The sequence below is a fragment of the Paenarthrobacter sp. 4246 genome (assembly GCF_040546855.1).
GTDB lineage: Bacteria > Actinomycetota > Actinomycetes > Actinomycetales > Micrococcaceae > Arthrobacter.
Window position 1 is genome coordinate 1 of the sequence record NZ_JBEPOP010000002.1, and the last position, 17188, is coordinate 17188.

General features: G+C 64.2%; 9 protein-coding genes and 1 pseudogene. 6 read left to right on the forward strand and 4 right to left on the reverse strand.

Translation table 11 applies throughout. The features are described 5' to 3' along the window. Positions 1-763 precede the first annotated feature (763 nt). From ABIE35_RS02800 to ABIE35_RS02810, 3 genes and pseudogenes are all read right to left on the reverse strand, one after another. Positions 764-1957: an RHS repeat-associated core domain-containing protein gene (locus ABIE35_RS02800; protein WP_354512360.1), complete on the reverse strand. Its 1194-nt coding sequence runs from the start codon at positions 1955-1957 to the stop codon at positions 764-766. Positions 1958-3920: 1963 nt separating this feature from the next. Continuing rightward, positions 3921-6485, reverse strand: a pseudogene (locus tag ABIE35_RS21180) (DUF6531 domain-containing protein); the annotation flags it as partial. A 195-nt stretch (positions 6486-6680) separates the two neighbouring features. After that, positions 6681-6962 carry a hypothetical protein gene (locus tag ABIE35_RS02810; RefSeq protein WP_026547649.1) on the reverse strand — a complete coding sequence of 94 codons (282 nt, stop codon included), beginning with the start codon at positions 6960-6962 and terminating at the stop codon, positions 6681-6683. A gap of 342 nt (positions 6963-7304) precedes the next feature. Between ABIE35_RS02810 and ABIE35_RS02815 the strand changes: the two genes are divergently transcribed. From ABIE35_RS02815 to ABIE35_RS02840, 6 genes are all read left to right on the forward strand, one after another. Beyond that, on the forward strand, positions 7305-8738 hold the full coding sequence (locus tag ABIE35_RS02815) for a dicarboxylate/amino acid:cation symporter (RefSeq protein ID WP_089594257.1): 1434 nt from the start codon (positions 7305-7307) through the stop codon (positions 8736-8738). Positions 8739-8828: 90 nt separating this feature from the next. After that, complete coding sequence (locus ABIE35_RS02820) at positions 8829-9308, forward strand: YbjQ family protein (protein ID WP_354512361.1); 480 nt, start codon at positions 8829-8831, stop codon at positions 9306-9308. 143 nt (positions 9309-9451) lie between these two features. Beyond that, positions 9452-10174: a TetR family transcriptional regulator gene (locus ABIE35_RS02825; protein ID WP_354512362.1), complete on the forward strand. Its 723-nt coding sequence runs from the start codon at positions 9452-9454 to the stop codon at positions 10172-10174. A gap of 1 nt (position 10175) precedes the next feature. Beyond that, a complete protein-coding gene (locus ABIE35_RS02830; RefSeq protein ID WP_354512363.1) occupies positions 10176-12701 on the forward strand; it encodes an MMPL family transporter in 2526 nt (841 codons plus the stop codon). 120 nt (positions 12702-12821) lie between these two features. Next, complete coding sequence (locus ABIE35_RS02835; protein WP_354512364.1) at positions 12822-13496, forward strand: Maf family protein; 675 nt, start codon at positions 12822-12824, stop codon at positions 13494-13496. Positions 13497-13556: 60 nt separating this feature from the next. After that, complete coding sequence (locus ABIE35_RS02840) at positions 13557-15428, forward strand: acetyl/propionyl/methylcrotonyl-CoA carboxylase subunit alpha (protein ID WP_354512365.1); 1872 nt, start codon at positions 13557-13559, stop codon at positions 15426-15428. Between the two features lie 68 nt (positions 15429-15496). On the opposite strand, the gene ABIE35_RS02845 is transcribed toward ABIE35_RS02840, so the two are convergent. Continuing rightward, positions 15497-16906: an MFS transporter gene (locus ABIE35_RS02845; protein ID WP_354512366.1), complete on the reverse strand. Its 1410-nt coding sequence runs from the start codon at positions 16904-16906 to the stop codon at positions 15497-15499. Positions 16907-17188: the final 282 nt, after the last annotated feature.

Consider the following 17188-nt stretch of genomic DNA (forward strand, 5'->3'; position numbering starts at 1 on the left):
ACCCCCCCCCCCCCCCCCCCCCCCCCCCCCCCCCCCCCCCCCCCCCCCCCCCCCCCCCCCCCCCCCCCCCCCCCCCCCCCCCCCGGCGACGTATTCACAGTTGTCTTTCCACCAGTCTCCTGCTGCGGCGAGGCCGCCGCGGGATGAGCCGTCGTGGCTTTCAAGTCCGCGTCATTCAGGGGCCGCACCCGGTCGGGTCAGGAGTGTTGAGGGGATTGTTCCCGGCGAGCAGTAGAGGCAGACTCAGCAGCGCACCCCATACCAAACCCGGAAAGCGACCTCAACGAGATGCCGTCTCCACCCAAGACCGGAAAATTCACGCCACCACAGAATGGAAAGAAATACTAACTTCCAAAGTAACCACCAGCAGCGAGGATGGACTGACCCATAACCCACTGACCAGCAAGACATGCCATGATCATCGCTGTTCCTAGAATGTAGGTCCCGATGCGAGATCCTTTTCGCATCCGGTGCGCATCGGGCTTTCTACCGGACCGCCAAAAGAGGAAGAGCACAACAAACACAATGAGCATGGCCATCTGCATTGGAATCCCATTGCCAGAGCGATCAAACCTTCCGTCGTAGGGCATTCGTGTATCCCAAGGGACGTGAGCGAAAACAAACACTGCAATACCTACACATAGCAGTGCGACAATCACGCAAAGTATGTCTATATACTTACAGGCTTTCCTTCCCAATCGCAGATCTTCATCCGTGAAATCATCCTCTGCCTCCGAATTTCCCTTTGCGCCATTCTCATCATCTACCACAGTGGCGCCCCTGTTCCTTGCTTTACAACTTCATTGCCCACAAATTTCACGCTTTCAACGATAGCCCCGGCATGCGCTCCGCCGTAGGCTGCCATGCTGTGAGTCATCCAGCCTGGATTGGGACTCAGTTCCGCGGCCCCTGGGAAGCGTGTAAGCAGCCCCCCGCCCAAGCCGTCATAGACCATCTCCGCGGCCCCGTAGCCCTCACCACGAATCGCATGATCAACGGAGCCGCCAGCTAGTGATCCTCCCGCGCCGACACCGTATTGAACGAACGATGAGAACCGACCTGACAGCGGTTGGGCTAAATAGCCCGCTTGGGAGCCCAGGGCGCCGCTCACGATACCGCCACCTGCAGCTCCTAAGACGCCCTCGGGTTTCCACTCGTTCGGAGACCGCTGTACAAGGTACATGCCTGTGTTGCCCAGGCCCCCCGATATTCCATTGGTCAGTGCGGCCCGGCCCATCTGCTGGGCCGACAACTGCGACAAGTAACTCCCCGCACCGGCACTGACGCGGTTCACCCCCGCAGTGACCGCAGTCCCAACACGCGAACCGACAGCCGACACAGCAGATCCCGCCCTGGCCGCACCCGTCGCAACCACCGAGCCAGCACGGCCCATCGCAGGAAGCAACTGCGTACTCACCGCCGTACCAGCCCGACCGAGCCCTGCAGTCACAGCACTGCTGACCTTCCCAGCCAACGGCCCCGCAACCATACCAACAGCACCCGTCAACGCCACCTGCCCCCAATTGACCGAACCGGTGGTCGCTTTCTGAATAATCGTGTCAGCACCCGCACCAACCAAGGCCAAACCAACCGGCCCACCAACACCGGTAGCCATCAACACACCGCCGGCGATCACCATCGCGCCACCGGCCAAATATTCCCAGTTGTCGCCGAGCCAGTCTCCTGCTGCGGCGATGGCGCCGCGGGAGGAGCCGTCGTAGGCTTTCAGGTCAGCGTCGGTCAGGGGTCGCAGGCCGGTGGGGTCAGAAGTGTTGAGGGGGTTGTTCCCGGCGTAGGCGTAGGGGTTCCCGTCCCAGCCCGCGCCGAGGACAGGGGCGAGAGGGTCGGTGGAAAGGAAGCCCCGGGTAGCCGGATCGTAGGCGCGTTTGCCGAGCCATTCGAGTCCGGCGATGTCGATCCCACCGCCTGCGGTCAGGGCGATACCGGCTGGCAACACACCACCGGCACCCAAACCCGCACCAGCACCGGCACCGGCACCGGCCAGCCCGGCACCGTTTGTTGTGGTGGTTCCGGGGGTGGGGTGTGGGGTGGTGGGGGTGCCGAGGACGGCCCAGGGGTCGTGCTGGTCGGTCGGGCGGGCGGCACGCCACCCGGGCGCGGTCCACGCGTCCCCGATGCCGGTGACACCGCCGGGCAGGGACAACACCTGGGTGGTGTTGATACCGGCCAGGGTTCGGCACGGGTGCGGCGGTGTCCCACCACAACGGTGTCCCGTCCACGGTGGCGAGTTCACCGAGCGCGTCGACGTGGAGTCGGTGCCGGGACACCTCGGCTCCGTCCCGGTCCTTGTCGATCGTTCCGGTGAGGTAGCCGGTGGGTCCCCACGCGTATTCGGTCCAGGACCCGCCCGGGTCGATCACCCTGACCCGGCGGCCCAGTCCGTCATACACGTACTCGGTGACCGAACCATCAGGTTCCGTCACGGACGACAGCTGCCCCGCGGCGTCATACTCAAACGTGCGCGCCCCGGTGGGGGTGGTTTCGCGGAGAAGCCGCCCACCGGCGTCGTACACCCACCCCACCACCGAAGCCGAGGCCCCCGCGCTGCCGCTGGTCGTGCTGGTGGTTGCGGTGATCAGTTGCCCGGCGGTGTCGTACCCGTACCGGGTCACGACCCCGTTCCGGGCCAGGCCGGTAATCCTGCCGCCGTCTTCACGACCGATGAGCGTCACATCAGCTACGCCGGGGTTATCGGTGTGGGTGCGGATGTGCTCGACCAGTGCCCCGTCCCGGTACACCCATTCCTGGGTGTACTGGCCCGCGGTCGCGGAAGTGATCCGCCCGGAGGGGTCGTGGGTGAAGGCCGCGTCCCCGAGCAACGGGTTCGACACGGCCGTGACCCGGCCTGCGGGGTCGCGGGTGTAGCGGGTGGTGGTGCCGGCCGGGGTGGTGAACCCGGTGCGGTTCCCGTCACCGTCGTACTCCCACCTCAGCGTCCTGGTCCCGTTGGTGCGGCTGGTGAGGAGTCCGCGCCGGTCAAAGCACAGTTCGTGCTCCACCGCATACCCGGCCCCACCCGTATGGTCGGTGATGACCACCCTGCGGCCGGCAAGGTCACGGGTGATGGCCGCGATCAGTGCACCGTCCACCGACGTGGTCGCTTCCCGTCCGGCGGGGTCGTAGGCCCAGGTGGTCGTGTGCCCGTCCGGGTCCGTTTGCGACAGCTGCCGGCCCGCCGGGTCATACGTCGCGGTCGTGACCCTCCCGAGCGGGTCAGTGACACTATCGACCTGGTCCGTGGCCGTGTACGTCCGGGTGGTCACCCCGCCGGTGGGGTCGGTGATGCGGGTGAGGCGGCCGCGGGTGTCGTATTCGAACCGGGTCCTGCCACCCACCCCGTTGATGGTCCCGGTCAGTTCCCCGGCGAGGTTGTATTCGAAGCGGCGGGTCCCGTACCAGGAATCCTGGGCGAAACTCAGCCGCCCGCACCGGTCATACCCATACCGGGCCGTCCCCTCCCCCGGAGTATGCCTCGCGGTCAACCGCCCACACGCGTCGTAGGCGAAGGTTTCGACCTCACCAGTCGGCAGTCTCCTCGCCGTGAGGCGCTGATCGACGTCGTAGGACAGTTCCGTGACCGCCCCGACCGGATCAATACTGCGGAACGGTCGGCCGCAATGGTCGTACTCGAACCGGGTCACCGCCCCCGTCGGGGAGGTGATCGAGGTGATCTTCCCGGCAATGTCGCGGCCCAGGACCGTCAACCCGCCCTCACCATCAACCAACTCGACCGGGTTCCCCGCCCCGTCATAGGACACCAGCTCCGCGGACCCATCCACGGACTCGATTTTCGTGGGGCGGCCGTACTCATCAAAACTGTAGGTATTCGTGGTGAAGGCGTCGGTCAGGGTCGCGGTCCCGGTCCCCCGGTCCGTGACGGCCGCGGTGCGGACCCCGGTCGGATCCACGACGGCGGTGAGGGCACCGACCGTGTCGTACTCCCGCACCCAGTCATGCCCGGCAGGGTCCGTGATGCCCACGAGCCGGGAGAGGTTGTCATGGGTGAACCCCCACGACGCGCCGTCGGGCAGCACCGCGGCGGTGAGGTTCCCGAGCTCATCAAAGACCCGCTCGATGACCCGTCCGAGCGGGTCGGTGGTGCGGACCAGTTCACCATTGGCCGCGTACTGGAATTCGGTCCGGCCCCCGTCCGGGGCGACCATCGCGGTGGTCCGGCCCGCGGGGTCATGCTCAAACGCCCACACCGCCCCATCCGGATCTTGGCGCCGAACCAGCACACCGGCGTCGTCATAACTGAACCGGGTCTCAGCCCCGGACGGGGTCACCGCGGTCACCGGGCGCCCGGCCTGGTCCCGCACAATCCTCGCGGTGTCACCGGCTGCGTTACGGGTCCCGACCAGGTCCCCGAACGTGTCGTACTCAAAACCGATGGTGACCCCTACAGGGTCGGTGACCTGGGTCAGGAGCCCGTCCCGCCACTGAAGTTCGGTCCGGCCACCCAGCGGGTCCACCACCACGGACGGGTCCCGGGAGAGGTCATCGGCGTACTCATAGGCCATGACCGCACCGGAGGCGGTCACCAAGGTGGTGATCCGGTCCTGGTCGTCCCACCCATAGCTCAGGTCCGCCCCTTCCGGGGTCACCGTCCGGGTCTTCCGGCCCCGGGCGTCATAGCCGTGGACAGTGACCGCGCCGTCACGCTCAGTCAAGGACACCAGATTCGAGTGCGCGTCATAGGACATGGACTGGCGCCGGTCCTCCGCGTCCAGCACCCCCACCAGGCGGCCCTTGCCATCAGCAACCCAGGAATTGGACCGCGACCCGTCCTCGTCCGAAACCACCGTGACCCGGCCCGGTAAATACGCGAACCTCGTCCGCCGCCCATGCTGTGTGACCTGCAGGATGACCCGGCCGGACTCGTCATACGTGTTCTCGGCCTCCACCACCCCCGCGGCAGAAACCACCGAAGCGATCAGGCCGGCCTCGTTCCACCCATACGTACGGGTGCCGGTCTCCGTGCCGACGGTGACTAAACGGCCCTCGGCGTCGTACCCGTACTCAACCCGGCGCCCATCCGATGAACGAACCACGCCCACCAGCCCGTCGACGTAGTCGATCTCCACGAACCGGCCCCGCACATGCACCAACCGGTTAACCGTCCCCGACCCACCGCCGTCGATACCTTCTTGGCGGTGGGCGGAGATGGTCCGGCCGGGTCCTGCCCCGGTCCCGAGCCACACCCCGGCAGTGGTGTAAGCCCACCAAGCGCCCTGGTTATCGGCCACGACCAACACCTCTCCGACGCCTTCAGGCACGGAGGTCAGCTCCGCCAACCACGGTGTGCTGGCATCTTCGCGGGTGAGCCAGTAATTCTCCCCGACGGCGCGGGCCCAGCCGGTACCCTCACGGGGGAAGTCCACCGCCCGCCCGTCGGCCATCACCCACCGGCACCCCTCATCAGTCAGGACCAGGTGCTGGTCCAGCACCGAGGCCCACCCCGGACCGAACACCCCAACAGTGTCCAGGCCCGAGCCGAGGGAGTTATACATCCTTGTGACCGCCAGGTCAGCGGCCGCCCCGGCGAACCCCAGATCCGTTTCCGGCTCAATGAAATTCCCCGTGGCCGTGTTCACCGGATCATTCGCGTACCCGGACGAGGGCATCGCCCCGGCCGCCGTGGGCGGGTCAATGACCAGCCCGGTCCGGGTCCCCGAGACCCCCGCCGCGGCCAACGCCTCGTTCACCGCCGCGTCCGACAGGGTCGAAACCGCCCCCTCGCTGCCGGCGGCAGCGAACGCGTCCGCGACCACCACCGCCCACGCCGCGTCAGCGTCGTTCAACCGCAAATACTCCCGGAACGCGGTCACCACACCAGCAGCGTCGATCCGGCCCCACCCGCACCGGTCCGCGAACGAGGACAGTTCCCCCTCCAAGGACCCCGGCACCGACGCGATCCCGTCATCCAGGCCACGGGAACCCGCAGCGAAACTCCGCAACGACTCCGGACGGGCCGAGGACGTCCCGCCCCCATACCCGCCACCCTGGGGAGGAGTCTGCCGCGACCCCGGTACCGGGGCTTCCGAAGGGAACGACGGCGCACTCCCCGGCTCCATATTCGGCCGGGCTTCCTCACCCCAAAGGCTGTCACCAAACTGCTCAAGCCAATTGCGGTTGTTATGCCGCCGCACCCACTCGTTGTTCTCCCGGCGCCGGTCATCCTCGTTCCGCGCCTCGGAAATCATGGTCCCCACATACCCGGCCACCGTCCGTAACGCCGAGGCCAAGGACTCCGCGTCCCGGGACGCCGTCACCGCGTTCGCCGCGAACACCTCCGAAAAATGCCCCCGGAAATCCTCCCCCGCCCCGGTCACCAACGGCGTCCGCGAGCCCGAATGCTCCTGGACCCGCGACGCTGCGGACTCAAAAGCACCCTTCACCGACTCAGCAACCCCATACACAAACCGGCCACCATGGGCAGCATCGGAATCCGGCAACAACGGCATCTCAACGAACTCGGTCACAACCACAGCCCCCCACAGAACAAGAACGCGAACAAAACCCAACAACCCACAAAAACCCGCACCACAACAGGGTGGACAAAACCCGCACCACAACAACACAGTGCAACGGCCGGGCAACCACACCACGCATCAACGCAGCACGATCACCCGGCCCCCACACTCACACCAAAAAAAGAATCAGGCCCCGCCACCGGCAGAGAAAATATCCTGCGAGATCTTCTGCAACTGACCCCGCAACTGCTCCAGCTCTTCCTTGGCCTTATCCAACGCAGCCTTCGTCTCCGGCCACGTCGAACCACGGAACTCAGCAGCCAACGGACCATCCCACACATTCGGATCCGACAACACACGACCCTGCGCATCCAACGCAGAAATCTGATCCGTAAACCCACCAGTAATAATCGACTGCACCTGACCAATAGCAGCCTTGGCCTGCTCAGTAGACAACACACGCGACATAGAACTTTCCTCCCAATAAGAACAATCGCAACACCCAAGCCAAACCAGCCCAGGCAACCAGACGCCCCCAAACTAGCAACACCACGGAATAAATCCAACAAACAGAGAAACCGAACGGGGGCAACGCCAACGGACATTCCGCACCCCGTGGCAACATACGCCAGCATGCGAGTCCGCTGCTCAGCGACCACGACCGCAAAGACGGGATCCACGGCCTTGCAATCCGGCCCGAACGCCCTCGACTGAGATCAACGTCACAAAACCGCGGGAATAACTTTTGCGCACGTAACATTTCTCAACGTCCGTTCGCTATGTTATTGGCACTGCACCTAACGTGTTCCGGTGAGCACCTCAACCAACACTTCCCCAGCAGCTGGCAAGAGCGGCTTCCGGCTCCCCAAGTGGGCCGGTTCCTTCGGCGTCCAGATCATCGCAGCCCTCATTGTGGGCCTCATCCTTGGCCTCATCGCCAAGTACACGGGCAGCACCAAGACCGCCCCCAATGCCCTGGGGGCTACTCTCCAGACGATCGGCTCCAGCTACGTCTCCTTGCTGCAGACCGCCGTCGTACCTTTGATTTTCACCGCTGTGGTGAGCTCCATCGCCAACCTGCGCCAGGTGTCCAACGCCGCCCGATTGGCATGGAACACACTGCTCTGGTTCGCGATCACCTCGCTGGTATCGGTTCTGATCGGCATCGGCCTGGGCGTACTCCTGCAGCCGGGCGCAGCTACCGGCATTACAGAAGAAGCCAAGTACGCTGGCAAGACCGGTGACTGGTGGGCCTTCCTGATCGGCCTCTTCCCGAAGAACTTCCTGGGACTCGGCGCCAGCTCCACTGTGACCGAGAGCGCCAACGCTGCCACCACCGTCAGCACTGCCGTCAACTTCAACGTGCTGCAGATCCTGGTCATTGCGATCGCGATCGGTGTTGCTGCCCTCAAGGTTGGCAAGCAGGCCGAGGCCTTCCTGACGTTCAACGCTTCAGCGCTGGCCGTCATCCAAAAGGTCCTGTGGTGGATCATCCGCCTCGCTCCGCTGGGCACAGTAGGACTGATCGGTAACGCTGTGGCCATCTACGGCTGGGACACTATCGGTTCTTTGGGCAAGTTCACTGCGGCCATCTACATCGGCCTGGCCTTGGTGCTCTTCGTCCTCTACCCCATTCTGGTTCGCATTCACGGGCTCTCCATCAAGCAGTACTTCTCCGGAGTGTGGCCGGCCGTGCAGCTGGCGTTCGTTTCCCGCTCGTCCATTGGCACGCTGCCGCTCACGCAGCGCGTCACTGAACGGAACCTCGGCGTCCCCTCCGGCTACGCTTCCTTCGCCGTGCCGCTGGGCGCCACCACCAAGATGGACGGTTGCGCAGCGATCTACCCGGCGATCGCAGCCATCTTCGTGGCGCAGTTCTTCGGCATCAACCTTGACTTCAGCCAGTACCTGCTCATCGTTCTGGTCTCCGTCCTTGGTTCGGCCGCTACCGCCGGTACCACCGGCGCCGTCGTCATGCTCACGCTGACCCTGTCCACGCTGGGACTGCCGCTGGCCGGCGTCGGCCTCCTGCTGGCCATCGACCCCATCCTGGACATGGGCCGGACCGCCGTCAACGTGGCGGGCCAGGCACTTGTCCCGGCCATCGTGGCCAAGCGCCAGGGCATCCTGGATGAATCGCTGTACAACGCACCCCGCAACGGTGCAGCCTTTGCCGACGAGTACGCCGCCGACAAGGCAGCAGCCGAAGCGGACCATCGCGAATTGGCCGACTCGAAGGCCTAATTTCAGTCCCTTTGAAACGGGGAAATCCCCCGGGGAGTTCTCCCCGGGGGATTTCCCCGTTAAAGGGCCAACTCTGGATAGGCTCGGACCATGTTGATCGTCACTTCCAATGAAATCCCGGGCCACCGGATCGACGCCGTCTTCGGCGAAGTCATGGGCCTCACCGTCCGCTCACGGGACATCGGCTCGCAAATGCTGGCCGGCTTCCGCTCCCTCGGCGGCGGCGAACTGCCCGAAATGACCAAGGCACTCTATGAAAGCCGCCAGGAAGTTATGGCACGCATGGTCAATGAAGCGCAGCAACGTGGCGCCAATGCCATCGTCGCCATGCGGTTCGACACCTCTGAAATGGGCACCAACTGGACCGAAGTCTGCGCGTACGGCACCGCCGTGTATGTCCTGCCGTTGGGTGAAGGCGAACCCGGAGCTACGGGACAGTCGGTCTATCTGACCAAGACGGCCACGCAACAGCCCGCTCAGCCGACACAGCCGCAGCAGTCAGCCCAGCAGCCCGCCCAGCAGCAGCAATTTACCCCGCAGACTCCCCCGGCCCAGCCTCACCAGTTCTAGTCGGATCAGCCCAAAGGTCCCGCCCTCCTTCGTCTCCTCGCCGCCCAGCGGTGACCTGAGCGAACGAGGGCGGGACTTTGCGTATCAGGGGCACGGGCACGCTCAAATTGCGCAGAGTGCAAACTTGCACTTAGTGTAAGTATGTGACCCAAACCAGCACCCATGATGCCGCTGCGGAGTCGTCCCCTTCCGAGCCGGCCGCCCCTTCCAGGCGTGAACTCAACAAGGCGGCCACCCGCAGCTCCATCGCTTCCGCGGCCCTGGATCTGTTGCGAAGCAACGGTTCCGGCAATTTCACCGTCGAGGACATCGCAGCCAGCGCAGGCGTTTCCCGGCGGACCTTCTTCAACTACTTCCCCAGCCTCGAGGCCGCCTTGGCATCCGTTGCCGACGGCTTCATGGACCACGCCTTGGAGCAGTTCCGGCTACGCCCGGCGGACGAGTCAATTCTCGAATCCGCCCAGGCAGCACTCATGGCGCTGGCCGATCCCATGTCCGTGGCGCCCATGGCCGAACTGTTCAGCCTGACCCAGGACAACCGCCAGCTGGCCCGCTCCGAGCTTGAAGCCTGGGAGCACTGCACCGAGCAGATCATTGACGCCGCCCGCAGCAGGCTCGGTGCCGGCATCAGTGAGCTCTATCTCCACGCACTGGCCGGTTCAGTGATCTCCTGCGGCAAAGCCGCAATGACCGTCTGGTTCGCCGATCGCGGCCCGGATCTCTCGGCAGAGTCCCTCGCGGTTCTTCGCCAGCACCTCATCGATGCGATGGGCCTCCTCGGCGCCGGCTTTGCGCCGCCGTCGGACGCGTCTGTCCACGCTTCAGCAGCCTTCCCCTCCGTTCCAACCACCACAGATCGGTTCTGACATGGCCTCGTTCCTCTACCGTCTCGGCAAGTTTTCGTATCGGCGCCGCTGGCTGGTCATCTCCATATGGCTGGCAGTCATGGTGGCAGTGGGCGGCTCGGCCGCAGCCTTCCACGGCACCATGTCCAACAACTTCACCATCCCAGGCACCGAAACCCAGCAGATGGCCGACAAACTCAAGGAAGCGCTCCCTGATTCTTCGGGAGGCTCCGCAAGCGTGGTCTTCGATGCCGGGGACGGCGGATTCGACCAAGCCAAGAAGGACGCAGTGGCCGATGCGCTGACCAAGCTTGAAGCCATGCCGGACGTGCAGGGGACGGTGAACCCGTTCACCACGCAGGAGCAGTTGGACAAGTCCGCCGGCGAGATCGCAGCCGGTGAAGCCAAGGCCGCTGAGGGTAAGGCACAGCTAGACGCTTCCCGTGCGCAGATTGAAGCGAGTGAGGCCCAACTGGCCGGGGCCGAACAGCAACTGGCCGCCTCAGGCCTGACACCCGCGCAGATTGAGGCGCAAATGGCTCCGCAGCGCGCAGAACTTGCTGCCGGTAAGGAAAAGCTCGACGCCGGAGCCAAGGAGGCTGCCGACGGCGCCGCCACGCTGGCTCTTGGCAAGCGTCAGCTCGAAGCCTCTGAAGGCCTCCGCTTTGTATCCAGCGACAACAAAGCAGCGGTAGCCCAGGTCCAGTTCAAGACCTCCATCAACGCGGTCGACCCCGCCGTCCGCGAAGAGGTCCAGGAGATCGTCCACGGAGTCTCATCCGCCGGCGTTACGGCCTACGCCAGCAAGGAAATCACCGAGGACGTCTCGGAGATCTTTGGCATTGCTGAAATCGTGGGCGTCGCAGTCGCGGCCATGGTCCTGATCCTGATGCTCGGAACACTCATCGCTGCCGGGCTTCCTCTCCTGATGGCCCTGATCGGCGTAGCTGTAGGTGTCGGCGGAACGTTCGCACTGACCAGCGTCATCGACATGAGCTCCATCTCCCCGATGCTTGCCCTGATGCTCGGCCTCGCGGTTGGTATTGACTACTCCCTGTTCATCGTCAACCGACACCGCACCCAGCTTCTGGCCGGCATGGACGCCGAGGAATCCGCGGCGCTGGCCACCGGCACCTCGGGTAACGCTGTGTTGTTCGCCGGTCTCACCGTCATCATCGCCTTGGCGGCATTGGTGGTTCCCGGCCTGCCGTTCCTGGCAGTGATGGGTGTTGCTGCCGCAGCGACCGTTGCTGTCGCCGTCGTCGTCGCTTTGACCTTGACGCCAGCCGTCCTGGCGCTGATCGGCCGCAGGCTGATCTCCAAGCGCGCTTGGGCCAAGGCCGCCAAGCACAACGCTGAGCCCGGCCACGAAGCTGCCGATCGCGAACTCGAAGAGAAGCGAAGCAGCGGGGGCTGGGGCGGCATGGTGACGCGTCACCCGTGGGTTGCTTTAGTCCTCAGCGTCGTCCTTCTCGGAGCCGTTGCGTTGCCGGCTTCCCAGCTTCGGTTGGCACTTCCCGACGGCGGCTCCGAGCCGGTCGATTCGCAGGCCTTCAAGGCCTATGACCTCACCCGCAGCAGCTTCGGCGAAGGCGTCACCGGCCCGATCGTCGTCGTCGGCGAATTCCCTGAAGGCCTCAGCGAAAACGACGCCAAGAACAAGCAGTTCGATGTCGCGGACGAACTTCGCAGTGTAGAAAACGTCATCGCGGCTGTACCGATTGCCCTGAGCGAAGACCGCCGCACCGCAGTGTTCCAGGTCATCCCGAAGGAAGGCCCCGCAAGCGCCGGCACCGTGCAGGTGGTCTCCGATCTCCGAGCCAAGGGTGCTGTGATCAGCGACGACCTCGACGTGGAAATCGGCCTGACCGGACAAACCGCGGGCAACATTGACGTTTCCAACAAGCTCGGAGCCGCGTTGCCGCCGTACTTGGCAATCGTCGTCGGGCTGTCCTTGCTCTTGCTGCTCCTGGTGTTCCGCTCGATTGTGGTGCCCCTGCTGGCAACCGGTGGTTTCCTTCTGTCCCTCGCTGCTGCCTTCGGTGCCGTAGTTGCCGTCTACCAGTGGGGCTGGCTCGGAGGGATCTTCGACGTCGCCAACCCGGGCGCCGTCCTGAGCTTCCTGCCCATCATCCTGATCGGCGTGCTCTTCGGTCTTGCCATGGACTACCAGGTATTCATCACCTCCGGCATGCGGGAATCATTTATGCACGGCGAGTCCGCCAAACACGCGGTCCGCTCCGGTTTCAGCCATGCCTCCGCCGTGGTCACTGCCGCCGCGATCATCATGGTCAGTGTGTTCTCCGGCTTCATCTTCAGCCACCTCACGATGGTCCGGCCGCTGGGCTTCGCCATGGCCTTCGGTGTGCTGATTGATGCCTTCGTCGTCCGCATGACCATCGTTCCCGCTGTGATGTACCTACTGGGCGAGAAGGCCTGGTGGCTGCCCAAGTGGCTGGAACGTGTTCTTCCGGACGTCGATGTTGAAGGCGCCAAGCTGGAGCGCAGCGACCGCAGGAAGGCCGACGCCGGAGAACTCGTCCACTAAACGGTCTCTCACATAGCAGTCGATATTCACGGACGCTCACTCACTTGCTGGAGGCAAGTGAGTGAGCGTTCGGTTTAAGCACGCGGGAAGTGAGAGAGGGTTCGTATTAGGCTGGGTGGCGTGACCCGATTGATCCTCGCCTCCCAGTCCCCCGCCCGCACCAAGCTGCTCACGGACGCCGGAATCCGGCATGACGTCCTGGTTTCGGACGTTGACGAGGACGCGGTGCAGGCCAAGTACGGCGTAACGGACGCACACGATACAGCGCTCCTGCTGGCACGGGCCAAGGCCGAGGCAGTTGCCGCCCTCCCCGAAGCCGAAGGTGCGCTGGTCATCGGCTGCGATTCGGTGTTCGAGTTCGACGGCGAGTCCCATGGCAAGCCCTACACAGCGGAAGTCGCACGGGAACGGATGCTGCGGATGAGCGGCTCGCAGGGAGTACTGCACACCGGCCACTGGCTGGTGGACTGCCGGGACACCGCCGCTGGTGCCGACGAGGAAGATGAAGCTGGCAATGAGACTCCCGAAGGGACCGGCGCTACCGTCGGCGGAGTATCCAGCGCCGAGGTCCACTTTGCCCAGATGAGCCCACGGGAAATCGACGCCTACATCGCCACCGGAGAGCCCCTTCACTGCGCCGGGTCCTTCACCATAGACGGCCTGGGTGGGGCCTTCATCCGCAAGGTCAACGGCGACCCGCACGCCGTCGTCGGGCTTTCCATCTCCACGCTGCGGGACTTGCTGGTCCACGCGAACGTGGGAATCACCGAGCTGTGGGACAACGATGAGCAGTAGAACACGTTTGTAGTAACCCTACAAAGGAACATCGCCTCACACACGGAATCCCCCATCAATATGGGCGGAACCCTCACAATCGCGCTAGGCTCCTCAAGGACAGAAGGAGTCAACAACTTGTCAGCTAACCCGGCGCAGCCCATTTCCAGCCCTCTTACCAAGGTCTTGATTGCCAACCGCGGCGAAATCGCGGTCCGCATCATTCGAGCCGCCCGGGACGAAGGCATTGCCTCCGTAGCGGTCTACGCCGACCCTGACCGTGACGCACTCCATGTCCGACTGGCCGACGAAGCCTATGCTTTGGGCGGCAACACGGCTGCTGAGTCGTACTTGGTGATGGACAAGATCATCGACGTCGCCAAGCAGTCCGGCGCGGACGCGATCCATCCCGGATACGGGTTCCTGGCGGAGAACGCCGATTTCGCTTGCAAGGTCATCGACGCCGGCATCACGTGGATCGGCCCCTCCCCCGAGGCCATCTCAGCCTTGGGCGACAAGGTCCAGGCCCGCCACATCGCCGAAAAGGTGGGCGCTCCGCTGGTCCCCGGCACGGCTGATCCGGTGGAATCGGCCGATGAAATCCTGAAGTTCGCGGAGGAATTCGGCCTCCCGGTCGCCATTAAGGCTGCCTTCGGCGGCGGTGGACGCGGCATCAAGGTTGCCCGCACCATGGACGAGATCCCCGAGCTCTACGAATCTGCCGTCCGCGAAGCCATTGCAGCTTTCGGCCGCGGCGAGTGCTTCATCGAGCGCTTCCTGGATGCTCCGCGGCACGTCGAAACCCAGTGCCTTGCCGACTCCTTCGGCAATGTGGTGGTCGTCTCAACCCGCGACTGCTCGCTGCAGCGCCGCAACCAGAAGCTCGTCGAGGAAGCCCCTGCTCCGTACTTGACCGAAGAGCAGAACAAGCGACTCTACGAGTCCTCCAAGGCCATCCTCAAGGAAGCCAACTACCTGGGCGCCGGAACCTGCGAATTCCTGGTGGGCCAGGATGGCACCATCTCCTTCCTCGAGGTGAACACCCGCCTCCAGGTGGAGCACTGTGTTTCCGAAGAAGTAACGGGCATCGACCTCGTCCGCGAGCAGTTCCGCATTGCCCGCGGCGAAGCGCTTGGCTACGAAGACCCCGAGGTCCGCGGCCACTCCTTCGAGTTCCGCATCACCGGCGAAGACCCGGGCCGCAACTTCATGCCCGCCCCCGGCACCATCACCACCCTCAAGAACCCCACCGGCCCCGGCGTCCGGATCGATTCCGGCGTGGAGCAGGGCGACGTCATCAGCGGCAACTTCGACTCCATGCTCTCCAAGCTGATCATCACCGGCGCCACCCGTGAACAGGCACTTCAGCGCTCACGCCGGGCGTTGGAGGAGATGGTGGTTGAGGGCATTCCCACTGTTATCCCCTTCGACCTCGCAGTGGTGACCGATCCCGCTTTCGCCCCGGCGGAAGGCCCGTTCAAGGTCCACACACGCTGGATCGAGACTGAGTTCGTCAACAGCATCCCGGCATGGTCTGCCAACGCAGCAGGTGCTGAGACGCCCGACGCCGGTGAGCGCCAGCGCGTCGTCGTCGAGGTTGGCGGCAAGCGCCTTGAGGTCGTCCTGCCGTCCGGCCTAGGCGGCGGTGTCGCGGCAGTTTCCAGCGGTTCGGGCACCAAGTCCGGCAAGTCCAAGAAGCGCTCCCGTTCAGCTGGCGCTGCGGCTGCTGCAGCCGGTGGCAACGCCCTGACCTCACCGATGCAGGGCACCATCGTCAAGGTGGCAGCTGCTGAAGGCGACGTGGTGGCTGAAGGCGACCTGATCGTGGTTCTCGAAGCCATGAAGATGGAGCAGCCCCTCACCGCCCACAAGGCCGGAACCGTACGTGGCCTCGCTGCCACGGCCGGAGAGACTGTTGCCGCCGGCGCAGTCATTGCCACCATCGAGGACTAACTCACAGCACCTCTTAACGACGGCGGCTCCTCACCAATGGTGCGGAGCCGCCGTCGTTATTGGGCTGCTTAGGACACGTTGTTCTCGTAATCCATGTCCTTGGTCTCGCGCGTCAGCCAGAGCGCGATGAAGGTCACCACTGCGGCTGCGGCCATGTAGACGCCCACCAGCCACGTGCTGCCGTTAGCTGCAGACCAGAGCGCAATGGCCACGAACGAGGCAGGAGCGGCACCGATCATGGAGGACAGGTTGTACGCCACAGCGGATCCGGTGTAGCGGACGTTGGCCGGGAACAGCTCAGGAAGGATCGCTGCCATGGGCCCAAAGGTCAGGCCCATGAGCGTGAAGCCCACAATGAGGCCAACCATGGCAGCTGCCTGGCCGGGACCGAACATGGTGAACCAGAGCGCACCGAACACGAAGATGCCTGCGGTGACGCCCAACAGGAACTTGCGCCGACCCCACTTCTCCGCGAGCGGCCCGGAGACCACGGTGAAGATGCCGAAGAAGACGACGCCGATGATCAGCATCCAAAGGAAGTCGGACCGGGTGATTCCCAGCCCTGGGACGAAGGCGGCAATCTGGTCGGCCGTCATAGGCTTGCCGGCTTTTTCAGCCGCTGCCTGCGCACCGGCCAGGGTGGGCTTGGTGCCGTAGGACAGGGTGAAGGTGGTCATGATGTAGAAGAGCACATAGGTGGCAAACATGATGAAGGTACCTGCCACAACGGGGCGCCAGTGGCTCTTGAGGGTTGCCGCCAGGGGCACCTTCTGCACCTTTTCCTGCTCGATGACCTTGGTAAAGGAGGCGCTCTCCACCAGCTTCAGGCGTACGTAGAGGCCCACCACTACCAGGACGGCGCTGAGGATGAAGGGAACCCTCCAGCCCCAGGCGAGGAATTCTTCGGCGCTGAGGGAGACGTTCATCCAGATGAAGATGACGTTGGCGATGATGAAGCCGATGGGTGCGCCCAGCTGCGGGAACGTTCCGTAGATGGCGCGCTTGCCCTCGGGAGCGTTCTCCGTGGCGAGCAACGCCGCACCGGACCATTCGCCGCCCAGTGCCAAGCCCTGGAAGAAGCGCAGGATAACCAGCATGATCGGGGCCAGGATGGCCCAACCCGGCATGGAAGCTGTGGGGAGGAGACCGATGAGGAAGGTCGCAATACCCATGGTCAGCAGCGATGCCACCAGGGTGCCCTTGCGGCCGATCTTGTCGCCGAAGTGGCCGAAGACCACGGCACCGATGGGCCGCGCGAAGAAGGCAACACCGAAGATGGCAAACGCACTGAGCAGCGCATTGATGTCAGTGGCGTCCGGGAAGAAGAGCTTCGGGAAGACGAGTACCGACGCGGTGGCATAGGCGTAGAAGTCGTAGAACTCGATCGTCGTGCCGATCAGGCTCGCGAAGATCACCTTGCCCCGCGAGTTCACTGGCTTAGTGGACTCGCCTTCCTTGGATGGTGCGGTGGAAGACATGTATTTGCAGCTTTCTTTCACGCCGGCCGAAGCCCCGAGAGCCTACCCGGCGAAGGATTATTCGAGAGTTCAATAATAGTTCCCGCTGTCCATTGACTGGACAACTAAGTCCAACATGCGGACCTACCAGAAAATCTCATCTTGTGGTCCGCGCCACACTACCTCACCACAGCCTCACGCGCCGGTGACCCCGCCGATAGGGAAATGTCACAGGCCGTTTACAAACGGCGACCGTCCACGAAATGCGCCAAACCTACCTTGGAAGAACAACGTCCCCCACCA

Bases quoted from the DNA above. Each gene is read 5' to 3' on its own strand.
- ABIE35_RS02810 (WP_026547649.1), bottom strand. From the start codon at position 6,962: ATGTCGCGTGTGTTGTCTACTGAGCAGGCCAAGGCTGCTATTGGTCAG.
- ABIE35_RS02820 (WP_354512361.1), top strand. From the start codon at position 8,829: ATGTTGATCGTCACTTCCAATGAAATCCCGGGCCACCGGATCGACGCC.
- ABIE35_RS02845 (WP_354512366.1), bottom strand. From the start codon at position 16,906: ATGTCTTCCACCGCACCATCCAAGGAAGGCGAGTCCACTAAGCCAGTG.
- ABIE35_RS02840 (WP_354512365.1), top strand. From the start codon at position 13,557: ATGGGCGGAACCCTCACAATCGCGCTAGGCTCCTCAAGGACAGAAGGA.
- ABIE35_RS02830 (WP_354512363.1), top strand. From the start codon at position 10,176: ATGGCCTCGTTCCTCTACCGTCTCGGCAAGTTTTCGTATCGGCGCCGC.